We start from the raw sequence: 13,454 nt of genomic DNA on the forward strand, positions 1-13,454 counted from the left end.
AAAGTGGTAACTACTGTGGGGAAACGATTCAACGGCAAGGTCGTCCTGGTCACCGGCGGAGGATCCGGGATCGGGCGCGCCACGGCGGCGGCCTTCGCGCGCGAAGGTGCTCAGGTGGTCGTTTCCGGGCGAGACGGCGAGAAGCTGCGTCAGACCGTGAAGGAGATCGAGGCGGACGGCGGAACGGCCGACGCGGTGACCGCGGACGTGAGTGTCGGCTCCGAAGTCGAGCGTCTCGTCGCCGAGACCGTGCGGAGGCACGGCAAACTCGACATCGCGTTCAACAACGCCGGCGTCCTCGGCAGCCCCGCGCCGACGGCGGATCTCGACGAAGACGGCTTCGACGCCGTCGTGCGGACGAACCTCACGGGCACCTGGCTGTCCATGAAGCACGAGATCGCCCAGATGCGGAAGGGCGGTGGGGGAGCCATCGTCAACATGTCGTCCAACGTCGGCTCGCACCACCGCCTGCCGGGAATGGCCGCGTACGCCGCCTCGAAGGCCGCTGTGGACGTGCTGACCCGGACCGCCGCCCGTGACCACATCGCCGAGGGCATCCGGATCAACGCGGTCAGCCCCGGCGCCACCGACACCGGTATGTCGTTCCGGCCCGGCGAGTCCGAGGCCGACCGCGCCGCCCGGCTCGGCGCGGTCATCCCGCTCGGCCGGATCGGCGCGGTCGAGGAGATCGCCGCGGCGGTCCTCTGGCTGGCTTCCGACGAGTCCGCGTACGTCGTGGGGCACGACATCGTCCTCGACGGCGGCGCCAGCGCGTGAACCTCAGCGGCGCGAGGGCAACAGCTCCTGCATCTTCGTCTTGATGCCCTGCGTCAGCAGGTGCCAGGCATCGGGTTCGCCCTTGAGCACGGCTTCGGTCATCGACTTCACCTGCTCGAAGGTCGCGTGCGGCGGAATCGGCGGCACCTCGGGATCGCAGCGGACGTCGAGCACGGTCGGCACGTCGGTCGACAGCGCGACGTCCCACGCCTCGCCGAGCCGGGTGGGATCGTCGACGGCGATCCCGCCCAGGCCGATCTCCAGCGCGAAGTCCGAATAGGACACTTCCGGCAAGGTCTGCGACGGCTCGAACTTCGGCGCGCCGCCCATGGCGCGCAGTTCCCAGGTGACCTGGTTCAGATCACCGTTGTGGAACACGCAGATGACGCACCGCGGATCCGTCCACAGTTCGCGGTACCGGGCGATGGTCAGCAGTTCCGCCATCCCGTTCATCTGCATCGCGCCGTCGCCGACCAGCGCGATCACCGGCCGGTCGGGATGGGCGAATTTCGCGCCGATCGCGTAGGGGACACCGGAACCCATCGTCGCGAGGGTGCCGGAAAGCGTGCCCCGCATGCGGCCGCGCATCCGGAGGTTCCTGGCGTACCAGTTGGTGGCCGAACCGGAGTCGGCGGTGACGATGGCGTCCTCGGGGATCCGCTCGGAAAGTTCGTGCACGATCCGCATCGGATTGACCGGTTCCGCTTCCAGCATCGCCTGCCGGGTCAGCGTCTCCTGCCATTCGCCGACGTTCTTCTCGATCCGCTCGCGCCAGCCGCGCTCGGATTTCCCTTCCAGCAACGGGATCAGTTGCTGCAAGGTGCCCTTCGCGTCGCCGAGGAGATTGACCTCGGTCGGATAGCGCAGCCCGAGGAAGCGGGGATCGATGTCGATCTGGACCGCTCGCGCCTGGCCGAATTCCGGCAGGAACTGCGCGTACGGCATGTTCGAGCCGACGATCAGGAGCGTGTCGCAGTCCCGCATCATCTCGTACGTCGGCCGCGTGCCGAGCAGCCCGATGGAGCCGGTGACGTACGGCAGGTCGTCGGGCAGGACATCCTTGCCCAGCAACGCTTTCGCCACTCCGGCACCGGTGAGCCCGGCCACCTCGCGCACCTCGGTGACGGCGTTGCGCGCACCCTGCCCGACGAGGATCGCGACCTTCTCGCCCGCGTTCAGTACCTCGGCCGCGCGGGCGACCTCGTCCGACGGCGGGATGACGCTGGCCCGCGGGTGATCGGGCGGGGAGGACGGCACGTGTTTGAACTCGTGCTGCGGCGGCTGATAGGTCTCCTCCTGCAGATCCGCCGGGATGATCAGCGCCGTGGGCGCGCGCTGGGCGATGGCCGTGCGGAGGGCGCGGTCGAGGGCGTTCGGCAGTTGTTCGGGGACGTTCACCTCGACGAGGTATTCGCTCGCGACGTCCTTGAACAGCGCCTGCAGGTCCACCTCCTGCTGGTAGCTGCCGCCCATCGCGCTGCGCGCGGTCTGCCCGACGATCGCCACCACCGGCACGTGGTCGAGTTTGGCGTCGTAGAGGCCGTTGAGCAGGTGGATCGCCCCCGGGCCGGACGTCGCCATGCAGACACCGGGCCGCCCGCTCAGCTTCGCGTATCCGACGGCCGCGAACGCCGCCATCTCCTCGTGGCGCGTCTGCACGAAACGGGGCTTGTTCTCCGCCGCGCCGAACGCGGTCACCAGCCCGTTGATGCCGTCGCCGGGATAGGCGAAGACCTGCTCCACGTCCCATTCGCGCAGCCTGGTCAGAACATGGTCCGCAACGGTTTCGCTCATGGGCGCCGGATACCGCCCCGTCCCGGCGGCTAAACGTCCTCGAGGATCTTGGTGACCCCTGCGACGACGTCGGGATGCCCGAGCGGCAGCGGCGGCGGGATCCGGTTGTACGGCTCGCCGGTGCTGTGGGGCAGCACGTCCACCGCGGTCCCGCCGGAGCGCACCCGTTCGGCCAGTTCGGAGGATTCGTCCGGTACCGGGTCGACCAGCAGGACGTGGGACGCGGCGCCGGGATGGCGTTCGGCCAGCCGCAGCGCGTCCGCGGCCGAGTCGCCGGCGGCCACCACGTCGATCGGCGGGCCGCCGGGTTCCGCGTCGCCGAGGACGTCTTCGGCCTGGCTGAGGGCGCCGTCGACGGGCAGCCTGCACCAGATGACCTGACGCCGGGCCGCGAGCGGCCGCCATGTGGCCGGGAGTTCACCGTGCTTCCCCTCGCCCGCGGGGTCGAGGACCAGCAGTTTGGCCGCTTCGTCACCGCCCTCGGTGACCACTGAGGGCCCTTCGGCGCGGACGGGATCGGATTCGGCGGCCATGGGCGTCTCCTCTAGCAGTTCGTGCGGGGGAGTTCGGGGGAATCCGTGTCCAGCGGCACCGAACCCGATCGGACGAGTCCTAATTGGACGGTCTGCCGTTTCGTCACCGCGTCCAAGGCCCAGTCGGTGGCGGTCCGCAGCCGGTTGCCCGGCATGGCGAGCAGGTGATAGCCGCGGGTGACCGCCTTCGCGGCGAGCCCGGAAAGCGGGACGTGCAAGGGATTCGCGGCCGCCTGGTGGGCGCCGAGGTCGACGACGAAGCCGAGGTCGTGGTGCCGGTACGTGCCGTGCGACCCGTGTCCGAGTGACGCCGCCACGTTCTTGCCGGCGAGCTTGCCCTGCCGTTCGGCGTGCTGGGCCGTCATCGGCGTGTACTCGCCGGGCCTGGTCAGATCCGGCACGGCCGCCGCGTCTCCGCACGCGTAGACGTCGCGCCGCCCGGGGACGTTCAGCTGCGCCGTCACGACCAGCCTGCCCTTGGCGGTCTTCAGCCCCAGGTCCTCGATGAGCGGATCCGGCCGGACGCCGACGCACCACACCAGGGTGTGGGTCGGCACGGATTCACCGGAGGTCAGGGTGACCCCGTCTTGCCCGGCGTCCTCGATCGACGTCTTCATCAGCACCTCGACACCGCGTGCGCGCAACACCTCGTCCGCGGTGGTGCCGAGCCGCCGGTCGAGTTCCGGCAGGACCCGGTCGGCCAGATCCAGCAGCAGCCACCGGATCTTCTGATCCTTCAGTTCGGGGTGCCGGGCGGCGAGCGCGGCGGTGAACGCCGGCCCCTGCGCGGCGACCTCCGTGCCGGTGTACCCGGCGCCGACCACGACGAACGTGCAGCGCGCGTCGCGCTCGGCCGGATCCTTCGCGGAGGCGGCGAGCTCGATCTGTCGCGTGACGTGGTCCCGCAGGTACAGGGCTTCGGGCAGGCCACGGAAACCGTGGGCGTATTCCGGCACGCCGGGGATCGGCAGCAGTTTGTTGACACTGCCCGCGGCGAGCACCAGGCGGTCGTAGCCGAGGTGGTGCTCGCGGTCTTCCGGGTCGGTGTAGGCCACGCTGCGGCCGTCGAAGTCGACGGAGGTCGCCGTGCCGAGCACGAGGCGCACCCCGCGCAGCGTGCCCGGAATGGACACCGAGATCCGCCGCGGTTCCAAGATCCCGGCGGCGACTTCGGGGAGCAAGGGAAGATAGAGGAAATAGTCGGTCGGGTTCAGCACCACGATCTCGGTGTCGTCGCCGACCGATTTGAGCAGGGTCTTCGCCGCGTTGTACCCGGCGAAGCCGCCTCCGATGATCACAACGCGCATCGTCAGTCCTCCGTGGGCCAGTCGCCGGTCGCCTTGCGGTAGCCGACCGCGCCCGCCCGTTCGGTGGCGGCCTTCACCGCACCGAAGATCGCGCCCTGCGCGGCGGCCGCGACGATCACCTGGGTCCAGGTGAAATCGCGGTCGGTGGCGTTCGGCGCGTCTTCTTCACCGCTCACGCGTTTCCAGATCTGTTTGAACGCGATCCCGGCGAGGACACCGCCCGCGGCGCTCACGACCATGTTCAGCGGTTTGTAGAGAACCTTGTTCACGACGAAGACCTCTTTCGCAGGATCAGCCGGATCGTGACGAGCAGCGCGAGCACGCCGGCGAAGATCGGCAGGGGATTGGCACGGACGATTTCGGTGCCCTGGCGGAACTTGTCGGCCGCGGGCTCGGAAACCTTGTCGGAAATCTTCGCGCTGGCTTGATCGACCTTCGCGTCGAGGTTGTCGTTCACCCTCGCCTTGACGTCCATCTTCTTGCCCAGCGCGTCGAGGGTCTCGGTGAGTTCTTCGCGCGTCACGTCACGATCGGCGCGGGCTTCTTCGGCGTTCTTGGGGAAATCGCTCATGAGCGCACTCCTTGCTTGACGGTGTCGACATCGTCGCGGACACCCTCGATGGCTTCTTCCGGCACCGGCGGGGTCGCGCTCGTGACCTCCTTCTTGCCGACGAGCGCGGAAAGACCGCCGATCAGCAGGAGCGCCGCGCCCGTCACCACGGCCGCCAGCCACGCGGGCATGACCAAGGCGAGGGCCAGCACCACCGCGGTGATCAGCGTCGCCAGGCCGAAGAGCGCGAAAATACCCGCCGCGCCGAACAATCCGGCGCCGACCCCCATTTTCTTGCCCTTGCCCTGCAACTCGAACACGGCGAGCCGCATCTCGTCGCGGACCAGGTGTTTGACCTCGTCACCGAGATCGGAAACCAGTTCGCCGACCGACCTTTCCTCGGGCGGCTTCCGGTGGGTCTCTTCGATCATGGGGCACCTCCTCGGAGCGTTCTGCCCGCCGGGTACCCGGCCGTCCGGCGGGTCAATCACAGCGTGTTTCGCTCCACTGAGCGCCGGGTAGCCGGGGAGTGCCGGCTCGAAAAGCACCCAACCGACAGGAGGATGCATGAGCACGATCACCGAAATGGTGGACGTCGAAGTCCCGGTGAAGACCGCGTACAACCAGTGGACTCAGTTCGAGAGCTTCCCGCAGTTCATGGAAGGTGTCGAAGAGATCCGTCAGATCGACGCGACCCACACCCACTGGGTGACCAAATTCGGTGGGGTGAGCCGGGAATTCGACGCGACGATCACCGAACAACATCCCGACGAACGTGTCGCGTGGACCTCGGACTCCGGTCCCGACCATGCGGGCGTCATCACCTTCCATCGCCTGGACGACAACAAGACCCGTGTCACGGCGCAGATGGAGATCGACCCGGAAGGCTTCGCCGAGAACGTCGCCGACAAACTCGGCGTACTCGACCGCCGCATCAAGGGCGACATGAAGCGGTTCAAGGACTTCATCGAAAGCCGCGGCCGCGAGTCGGGCGCGTGGCGCGGTGACGTGGACCGCCCCGGCAGCTGACCATCACCCGGGACCTCCCCCTGGAAGACGGCGTTTTCCAGGGGGAGGTCCCGGGTATCTCATGGGGTGAGGTCCATTACGAAGGGAGCGTTCCGGCATGACTACCAACGCATACGTGGCCTTCCTCGTCATCGGGGTGGCGCTGGTCATGCTCGACGGTCTGATCATCTACCAGAGCGGTAAGCGCTACCTGCGGGGTTCCCACGGGGATCCGGCCGCGGGCGCGTCCATGACCTGGCTCGTGACGGTGTTGTTCCACCTCGCGACGTTGGGTGTCTTGGCGCTGCTGTCGACCATCGACATCGGGGGCAGCGACCTGCCCGGTGTGGTGGGCAGGCTCGGTGTTCTGCTGCTGGTACTGGCCATCGCCCACGCGATCACGCTCAGCGTGCTCTCGCGGATCCGTGGTGAGCAGGAGGCCGAAGCGGTCATCAACCGTCCCCGGCAGCGCGTCGAGCCCGAACAGCAGGGCACGACCGTGACGCCGGTGCCCGGGCAGGATGGCCGTTACCCGGCGGCGAGCCCGTCGATCGAACACCAGGCGCCGTACACGACGCCGTAGAAGTCGAGTGCTGGCAGGAGGTTTCGCCGTGCACGAGATCGATGACGAACTGTGGGAAGAATTCCATCGCGTGGTCAACATGACCTCGCGGGAACTGGCCGACTGGCTGCGTACGCGGTCGGCCGACGACGAAGACGAAGTACTGCCGGACCAGGCGGGGACGCCGACCGGGCGGCATGTGCTGGGCATCCTCGGCAAGCGCCGGACCGACCTCACCGCCGAGGACGAGCGGGTGATGCGCTCGGTCGTCCGCCGGGTGACGGACGAGCGGCGCGACGACCTGGAACCGGTCGCGGGCCAGGCGCACTGGCGGCACAAGCTGATGTCGGTGGGGCACGATCCGCTGAAACCCGCGTAGGTCTTTGTCTCGTGAAGGCCCCCTTCTTTGCGCTGGACGCAGTGAAGGGGGCCTTCAAAGTCGCATAAGCGCTCTCGGCGTACGGCGGATGACAGGAGGTTCACCCGGTTTCCGTCCACAAAGGACGCCACCAGGCGGATAAATGTCCTTTTGATTCTTATTTGCACGGTTTTTGAGTGGGTCGTGAGTGGCGATTGTCGTTAGAACGACCAAAAACACTCACGACCACCCCGGAAAACGCCCAAATCGGGCATGGTCACCTTGGCGGGTGTCCTCTGTGGACGGTCGAGCGATGTGTGGGGGAACAGGGTGACGAGCTTCCCTTGGTCGCCGCTTGACCAGCGCTTATGCGACTTTACCGGGGCCCTGGCGCTGAACGCAGTGAAGGGGGCCTTCACGTTGTGCTTGGAGCCGGAACACGCGTGATCAGAGCCGGAACACGCGTGATTGGGGGCGGATCAGAGAGTTACGCCCCCGATCACGCGTGTTCGGTCTCCAATCACGCGTGATCGCCGTTCGGTGCTACTCCGAGAGCTTCCCGCGCAGCTGTTCCAGCGTCTGCGACAGGAGCCGGGAAACGTGCATCTGCGAGATGCCGATGCGTTCCGCGATCTGCGTCTGGGTGTAGCCGCCGAAGAACCGCATGACGAGGATCGCGCGTTCGCGCTTCGGGAGTTCCCGCAGCAGCGGTTGCAGCGCCTCGTGGGTCTCCACCAACGCCATCTCGTGGTCCTCCTCGCCGATCGTGTCGGCGAGAGAGAGGGCCTCCGTGGCGTTGTCGTGGACCGGTTTGTCGACCGACAACGTCTGGTACGCCTGGCCGGCCAGCAGCCCTTCGCGGACGTCGTTGACCTCGAGCCCCAGGTATTCGGCGAGTTCGGTCGGCGTCGGCGCGCGGCCGAGCCGCTGCGACAGCGCCGCCGTGCCCTGGCTGAGCGAGACGTGGAGTTCCTTGAGCCGCCGCGGTACCCGGACCGACCAGCCGGTGTCCCGGAAGTGACGCCGGACCTCACCCATCACCGTGGGCACGGCGAACGAGAGGAAGTCGTGCCCACGGCCGGGATCGAACCGGTCGACCGCGTTGATCAGGCCGATCCGCGCCACCTGCACCAGGTCCTCGCGGGGTTCGCCCCGGCCGGAGAACCTGGTGGCGATGTGCTCGGCGAGCGGCAGGAGCTCGGTGACGAGCCGGGCACGCAGCTCTTGGCGGCGCGGAGAGTCCTCTGGCAGCGACGACAACTCCTCGAAGAGGGGCTCGCAGTGGGCGTAGTCGTCAGCCTGCCGGGTGAGTGTCTTGCGCTCGCCACTCACCCGTCGCTCGTTCCCGGGGCCAGGACGAGCTCGATCGTCGTCGTGCCCCCCAGTTCGCCGGGGATCGGTTCGCAGCGTGCGGTCACCGACCCGGTCAAGGTCGTCAAGACGTGCCAGCCGAAGGTCGTCTCGCTCGGCAGATAGGGCCTGCTCGTCCGCGTCGAGATCGAGACGGCGATTCCTTCCGGTATCTCGTGGAAGACACAGCAAAGAACGGCTCCCAGTTCCGCGGGCTGGACAAGTTGGGAACAGGCTTCGTCGACGGCCATCTTCGCGTCTGAAATGGCGTCCAAGCCGAAGTCCGCGCGGGCCACCACACCGTGGGTGAGCGTGCGGACGAGAGGGATCTGCTCCGCCTCGGCGGGCAGACGAAGTTCGACCCGGTCGGACAGGCCGTCCGACTGGGACCTGGTCTGCGGGGTCAGGCCGCCCCGCCCGTATGCGTCCATTACGAAATCCATCCGTCCTTGGCCGTGGGATGACCGCGACGGGGATCCGCCGCGTGACGCGTGCTCAACGGCCCAGAGCTCGTTGAAGCTCCTTTTTGGACATCTTCGACCTGCCCTCGACGTTGCGCTGCTTCGCCTCGTTGTAGAGCTGGTCCTTCGTCGGCCCGTTCGGGCCCAGCCGGTTCCCGGACCGCTTGCCACCACGCCGCTGCGGTGACATGTCCCCCAGGGACGTACGGCTGGCCTCGCGTGCCTCGCCCGCCTGCGCGCGGTTCTTGTTGACCGTCCGCGCGGCGATCTCCTCGGCCCGGTCGGTGCTCGCGCCCCGGTCCTTCGCCGAATCCTTGATGTGCTCGTACTGACGTTCTCGTTTGTCGCTCCAAGCCTGCTGCGGCATCGCGGCTCCTCTCCTTCTTCGGATCAGGTACCCCGTTCGATTCGCCGGATAAACGTCCGGTTGATCCCGGGAACGGACGGGTACGCGGAGGTCGACGCGAAGGAGGCTTCGATGCGCATCGGCTACACACTCATGACCGAACAGGCCGGACCGAAGGACCTGGTGGGCTACGCCGCCGGAGGTGAGAAGGCGGGGTTCGACTTCGAGGTGATGAGCGACCACTATTCGCCGTGGCTCGACGAGCAGGGGCATTCGCCGTACGCGTGGAGCGTGCTGGGTGCGGTCACTCAGAGCACCGAACGGGTCGAACTGATGACCTTCGTGACGTGCCCGACCATGCGCTATCACCCGGCGGTGGTGGCGCAGAAGGCGGCGACCGTCCAGGCGTTGTCGGACGGCCGGTTCACCCTTGGGCTCGGCGCGGGGGAGAACCTCAACGAGCACGTCGTCGGCCGCGGCTGGCCGCCGGCGAACGTCCGCCACGAGATGCTGGCCGAAGCGGTCCAGATCATCGGCGGGCTCTTCGACGGCGGCTACTTCAACTACAAGGGTGACCACTTCCGGGTGGACTCGGCGAAACTCTGGGACCTGCCGGAGCAGCGCGTGCCGCTCGCGGTCGCGGTGTCCGGGTCGCAGTCGGTGACCCGGTTCGCGCCGATCGCCGACGCGATGATCGCGGTGGAGCCGGACGAATCCCTGAGCCGGGAGTGGGACGCCACCAAACTCGGCCCGCCCACCAGGAAGATCGCGCAGCTGCCGGTGTCCTGGGGCGAGGATCGCGACGCCGCGATCCGGCGGGCGCACGAGCAGTTCCGCTGGTTCGGCGGCGGGTGGAAGGTCAACGCCGAACTGCCGGGGCCCGCCGGTTTCGCCGGTGCCACCCAGTTCGTCACGCCGGACGACGTCGCCGCGGCGATCCCGTGCGGGCCCGACGTGGACGGGATCGTGAAGCGGGCGGGTGAATTCGAGGTGGCCGGGTTCACCGATCTGGCGTTGATCCAGATCGGTGGCGACCAGCAAGAAGGCTTCCTGCGCTTCGCCGAAGACACCCTGCTCCCGGCGCTGCGGAGCTGATTCACACGGACGGAGCAGTCGCTCTGTGTCTCTGCGCACCCGAACGGGGACACCTGTGTTCAAACCCGCGAACGCGGGTACCAAGCAGTCACGTCATCCTTCAGCCAAGGGGGAACCGATGCACAACGAACTAGGACTTCATCCGGTGCCGGACCTGCTGCCGGAAGGCCAGGACACACCGGAGCAGGAGGCCATCCGTCGGAGGGCGGCTCTCGCCGTGGCTTCGCGGGCCAAGAGCCCCGAAGACTGTGCGACCCTGCTGGACATGCTGGGCCTGCACGACAGTGGCAGCAGTTCCGAAGTGGCTTGATTCAGCGGTCGCCGCGCGCCGCCACGAGATCCGCGACGAAGGCCTGGTAGGCCTCGTCGCGATCCGGCGCGCGCAGGACCGCGGACGGATGCACCGTGGCGACCGCGGTGGTGGCGAACTCGGCGAGATCGATCCGCTCGCCGCGGCTGCGCGTGATGCGGAAGTCGTCGCCCAGCAGCGCCTTCGCCGCCGTCGCGCCGAGGAAGATCAGCAGCTCCGGTCGGACCGCCGCCAGTTCGGCGTGCAGCCACGGACGGCAGGCGACGATCTCGGTCTTCGACGGAGTCTTGTGGATCCGCCGCTTGCCGCGTTCGTCGCGGTTGAACTTGAAATGCTTGACCGCGTTGGTGACGTAGATCTTCCGGCGGTCGAAGCCCGCTTCGTCGAGCGCCCGGTCGAGCAGCCGCCCCGCGGGCCCCACGAACGGGGCGCCCTGCCGATCCTCCTGGTCACCCGGTTGTTCGCCGACCACCATGATCTCCGCCGCGCGGGGGCCCTCGCCGAAGACGGTCTGGGTGGCGTCGCGGTAGAGGTCGCAGCCGCGGCAGCCGGACGCCGCCGAACGCAGCTCGCCCAGGTCGGCGGTCTCGGGCGGATCCGCCCCGGGTGCCTTGGTCGCCATGGAGGCCGGATGCCCCGCCCGGCCGTGGGACAAACCGATTACGCGCGTGCCGGGCCGGGTAGCCCTTCGCCATGGCGACTACGACCGAACCGGCCATCGCTTCCGTCCAGGACACCGTGCGTGTCGCGCTGCGGGTCGTGCTGCCCACGCTCGCCGGCGGGGTGATCAAACGGCGCCCGCTCGGGCTGGCCGCGGCGCAGAAACTCCAGCTGGACCGTCCCGCCGTGCGGCTCTTGTGCCGGCTCCGGTCCCAATACGGCCCGGGGCCGCTGCGGCTACGGGTGCCCGGCCGGACGATCGATCTGGCGCTGTCGGGGGACGACGTCGGTGACGTGCTCGCCGCCGCGCCGGTCCCGTTCAGCCCGTCGACCAAGGAGAAGCGGGCGGCGCTCGGACATTTCCAGCCCCACGGCGTCCTCGTCTCGGACGCGGTGGAGCGGGCTCCGCGCCGCGAGTTCAACGAGGAAGTCCTCGAACCGGGCAAGCCGTTGCACGACTTGGCGGGCCCTTTCGCCGCGGCGATCGGCGAGGAGGCGGCGTCGCTCTGGGACGGCGGCACGCTGGACTGGGACACCTTCACCGTGGCCTGGTGGCGGATCGTCCGCCGGGTCACGCTCGGCGAGTCCGCGGCGGGCGACGACGGTCTCACCGACATGCTCGCGCGGCTGCGGAAGGACGGGAACTGGGCGTACGCGCACCCGCGGCGCGACCGGCTCCACGATCAGTTCCGCACGCGGCTCATCGGCCATCTGGAACGGGCGGAGCCGGGGAGCCTCGCCGAGGCCATCGCGGCGGCGGGCCCGGCGGGCGAGCGGACGATGGAGGTCGTCGCGGACCAGGTCGCCCACTGGCTCTTCGCCTTCGACGCCGCCGGGATCGTCACCTTCCGCGCGCTCGCGCTGCTGGCCACCCACCCGGCCGCCCGGGAACGCGCCGACGAGGAGGTCGCGGACGCCGACCTGACCGTGCCCGGCCAGTTCCCGTACCTGCGCGCCTGCGCCCTCGAATCGGTCCGGCTGTGGCCGACCACTCCCGCGCTGCTGCGCGAAAGCACGGCCGAGACGGCGTGGGGACCTGCCGGGACCACAGTGCTGATCTTCACCCCGTTCTTCCACCGCGATCCCGAATCGCTGCCCTACGCCGACCGGTTCGAACCCGGGATCTGGCTGGACGGCAGCGCGGCGGCGAATCCCGCGCTGGTCCCGTTCAGTGCCGGTCCCGCCATCTGCCCCGGCCGGGATCTCGTGCTGTTCTGCGCGAGCACGATGCTGGCGTGGTTGATCAAGGGTCGCCGTTTCGAACTGACCTCCGGTGCCGTCCTCGGGCCGGAGCGGCCGTTGCCGGCGACGCTGGACAACTTCCACCTGAAGTTCTCGACGGCTTAAGGCTCGTCCGGGACCCACTCGAGCAGGTCTCCCGGCTGGCATTCGAGCACCCGGCACATCGCTTCGAGCGTGCTGAACCGGACGGCCTTGGCGCGGCCGTTCTTCAGCACCGCGACGTTCGCCGGGGTGAGCCCGACGAGTTCGGCGAACTCGCCGACGCTCAGCTTGCGCTTGGCCAGTTCGACGTCGATGCGGACGACGATCGGCATCAGATCACCTGTTCGAGGTCGGAGCGCAGGGTGGTGGCCTGCCGCAGCAGCGTACGCATCACGATCATGAGCAGGCCCAGCACGGCGACGCCGATCAACGCCAGGAACAACAGCAGCGGCAGGCCGGGGTCGTCGGCGTTGAAGCCGACGTAGAGGAACACGCCCGCCAGCACGACCCAGCCCGCGAGGATCGCCCAGACGATGGCGTCCACCCATCTCAAGGACGCTTCGGTGAAGATGCGGTCCTTCTTGACCAGGGAGAGCAGTTGCCAGGTGGCGACGACCACGACCTGGACGCACAGCACCCAGAAGACGGAGACCGCCGTCGCGGGCCAGCGCAGGTACGCCATTTCCGGATCTTGCCGTGCCATGTGCGCGAACTGGCCGGGCAGGGACATGGTCTGGAAGAGGACCAGGATCCCGAAGAGCAGCACGAGGAACACCCGGAGGGGCGCGACCGCCCGTTGACCTGTGAGCATGCATCGAGTTTCGCGCGTTATCTATCGAAAGTCAATCGGTAGCTATCGAGGAGCGGTCGGGGCGGGGTTCCCAATGTCGCATTTGAGACGCTGAGCGTCCCTGATGCGACATTGGGGACACCTGAACCGGGTTGCTGCGGCGGGATGGGCCTTCGAACCGAGGCTGCCGCCGCAGGCGTCCAGTGCGGCAGGCCGGTGGCGATCGGCTTACGGTGAGGGGCGGACTCCCGGCGCGTTCTCGCAGGTGGCGGTGTCGCGAAAGCCACAGTGATGATGATGTGTGTGGATGGAGTTCTGGCGGGGTCTGG

The 13,454-nt window shown here is 68.4% G+C and carries 19 protein-coding genes; 7 read left to right on the forward strand and 12 right to left on the reverse strand.

Annotated features, from left to right (window positions below):
* The first annotated feature begins 15 nt into the window (after nt 1-15).
* The gene (locus tag AMK34_RS26435) at nt 16-777 is read left to right on the forward strand and encodes a glucose 1-dehydrogenase (RefSeq protein WP_073847113.1); all 762 of its coding nucleotides are present in this window, start codon (nt 16-18) and stop codon (nt 775-777) included.
* 3 nt (nt 778-780) lie between these two features.
* Here the strand turns inward: AMK34_RS26435 and AMK34_RS26440 are convergent, their stop codons facing one another.
* The 6 genes from AMK34_RS26440 to AMK34_RS26465 are packed head-to-tail and all read right to left on the reverse strand — an operon-like array spanning nt 781 to nt 5,392.
* Entirely contained in the window at nt 781-2,571 is a 1,791-nt protein-coding gene (locus AMK34_RS26440; protein ID WP_073847114.1) for a thiamine pyrophosphate-requiring protein, read from the reverse strand.
* 29 nt (nt 2,572-2,600) lie between these two features.
* A complete protein-coding gene (locus tag AMK34_RS26445) occupies nt 2,601-3,104 on the reverse strand; it encodes a hypothetical protein (protein ID WP_073847115.1) in 504 nt (167 codons plus the stop codon).
* Nucleotides 3,105-3,115: 11 nt separating this feature from the next.
* Nucleotides 3,116-4,411, reverse strand: coding sequence for an NAD(P)/FAD-dependent oxidoreductase (locus tag AMK34_RS26450; protein ID WP_073847116.1), 1,296 nt, complete (start codon nt 4,409-4,411; stop codon nt 3,116-3,118).
* A 2-nt stretch (nt 4,412-4,413) separates the two neighbouring features.
* Nucleotides 4,414-4,680: a DUF4235 domain-containing protein gene (locus tag AMK34_RS26455; RefSeq protein WP_007030245.1), complete on the reverse strand. Its 267-nt coding sequence runs from the start codon at nt 4,678-4,680 to the stop codon at nt 4,414-4,416.
* Nucleotides 4,677-4,982, reverse strand: a complete 306-nt coding sequence (locus AMK34_RS26460; protein WP_038515260.1) for a DUF3618 domain-containing protein — start codon at nt 4,980-4,982, stop codon at nt 4,677-4,679. Before AMK34_RS26460 ends, AMK34_RS26455 begins: the two co-directional genes overlap by 4 nt.
* Complete coding sequence (locus AMK34_RS26465; protein ID WP_038515259.1) at nt 4,979-5,392, reverse strand: phage holin family protein; 414 nt, start codon at nt 5,390-5,392, stop codon at nt 4,979-4,981. The genes AMK34_RS26460 and AMK34_RS26465 overlap by 4 nt, the downstream gene beginning before the upstream one ends.
* Nucleotides 5,393-5,528: 136 nt before the next feature.
* On the opposite strand from AMK34_RS26465, the gene AMK34_RS26470 reads away from it, so the two are divergent.
* The 3 genes from AMK34_RS26470 to AMK34_RS26480 all read left to right on the forward strand — a co-directional run bounded on the left by AMK34_RS26470 (nt 5,529) and on the right by AMK34_RS26480 (nt 6,910).
* Complete coding sequence (locus AMK34_RS26470; RefSeq protein ID WP_038515258.1) at nt 5,529-5,990, forward strand: SRPBCC family protein; 462 nt, start codon at nt 5,529-5,531, stop codon at nt 5,988-5,990.
* 97 nt (nt 5,991-6,087) lie between these two features.
* Nucleotides 6,088-6,552 (forward strand): hypothetical protein, encoded by a 465-nt coding sequence (locus tag AMK34_RS26475; protein WP_037344284.1) that lies wholly within the window; start codon nt 6,088-6,090, stop codon nt 6,550-6,552.
* A 28-nt stretch (nt 6,553-6,580) separates the two neighbouring features.
* Nucleotides 6,581-6,910, forward strand: coding sequence for a DUF3140 domain-containing protein (locus AMK34_RS26480; protein ID WP_038523725.1), 330 nt, complete (start codon nt 6,581-6,583; stop codon nt 6,908-6,910).
* A gap of 522 nt (nt 6,911-7,432) precedes the next feature.
* Here AMK34_RS26480 and AMK34_RS26485 read toward each other — a convergent pair.
* From AMK34_RS26485 to AMK34_RS26495, 3 genes are all read right to left on the reverse strand, one after another.
* Nucleotides 7,433-8,221, reverse strand: a complete 789-nt coding sequence (locus AMK34_RS26485) for a SigB/SigF/SigG family RNA polymerase sigma factor (protein ID WP_038515256.1) — start codon at nt 8,219-8,221, stop codon at nt 7,433-7,435.
* On the reverse strand, nt 8,218-8,670 hold the full coding sequence (locus AMK34_RS26490; protein ID WP_073847117.1) for an anti-sigma factor: 453 nt from the start codon (nt 8,668-8,670) through the stop codon (nt 8,218-8,220). The genes AMK34_RS26485 and AMK34_RS26490 overlap by 4 nt, the downstream gene beginning before the upstream one ends.
* A gap of 64 nt (nt 8,671-8,734) precedes the next feature.
* Nucleotides 8,735-9,067: a plasmid stabilization protein gene (locus AMK34_RS26495; protein ID WP_073847118.1), complete on the reverse strand. Its 333-nt coding sequence runs from the start codon at nt 9,065-9,067 to the stop codon at nt 8,735-8,737.
* Nucleotides 9,068-9,178: 111 nt separating this feature from the next.
* Here AMK34_RS26495 and AMK34_RS26500 point away from each other — a divergent pair, with 111 nt between their 5' ends.
* Both AMK34_RS26500 and AMK34_RS26505 read left to right on the forward strand, forming a co-directional pair.
* Entirely contained in the window at nt 9,179-10,141 is a 963-nt protein-coding gene (locus AMK34_RS26500) for a TIGR03557 family F420-dependent LLM class oxidoreductase (RefSeq protein WP_073847205.1), read from the forward strand.
* Nucleotides 10,142-10,259: 118 nt separating this feature from the next.
* Nucleotides 10,260-10,451 carry a hypothetical protein gene (locus tag AMK34_RS26505; protein ID WP_073847206.1) on the forward strand — a complete coding sequence of 64 codons (192 nt, stop codon included), beginning with the start codon at nt 10,260-10,262 and terminating at the stop codon, nt 10,449-10,451.
* A gap of 1 nt (nt 10,452) precedes the next feature.
* On the opposite strand, the gene AMK34_RS26510 is transcribed toward AMK34_RS26505, so the two are convergent.
* A complete protein-coding gene (locus tag AMK34_RS26510; RefSeq protein WP_073847207.1) occupies nt 10,453-11,073 on the reverse strand; it encodes a UdgX family uracil-DNA binding protein in 621 nt (206 codons plus the stop codon).
* A gap of 71 nt (nt 11,074-11,144) precedes the next feature.
* Between AMK34_RS26510 and AMK34_RS26515 the strand changes: the two genes are divergently transcribed.
* Complete coding sequence (locus AMK34_RS26515; RefSeq protein WP_073847119.1) at nt 11,145-12,458, forward strand: cytochrome P450; 1,314 nt, start codon at nt 11,145-11,147, stop codon at nt 12,456-12,458.
* Here AMK34_RS26515 and AMK34_RS26520 read toward each other — a convergent pair.
* Together AMK34_RS26520 and AMK34_RS26525 are read right to left on the reverse strand one after the other, a co-directional pair.
* Nucleotides 12,455-12,667: a helix-turn-helix domain-containing protein gene (locus tag AMK34_RS26520; RefSeq protein ID WP_016333493.1), complete on the reverse strand. Its 213-nt coding sequence runs from the start codon at nt 12,665-12,667 to the stop codon at nt 12,455-12,457. The genes AMK34_RS26515 and AMK34_RS26520 overlap by 4 nt on opposite strands.
* Complete coding sequence (locus AMK34_RS26525) at nt 12,667-13,146, reverse strand: DUF2975 domain-containing protein (RefSeq protein ID WP_073847120.1); 480 nt, start codon at nt 13,144-13,146, stop codon at nt 12,667-12,669. Before AMK34_RS26525 ends, AMK34_RS26520 begins: the two co-directional genes overlap by 1 nt.
* Nucleotides 13,147-13,454 lie beyond the last annotated feature (308 nt).

The organism is Amycolatopsis sp. CB00013 (assembly GCF_001905755.1).
GTDB lineage: Bacteria > Actinomycetota > Actinomycetes > Mycobacteriales > Pseudonocardiaceae > Amycolatopsis > Amycolatopsis japonica.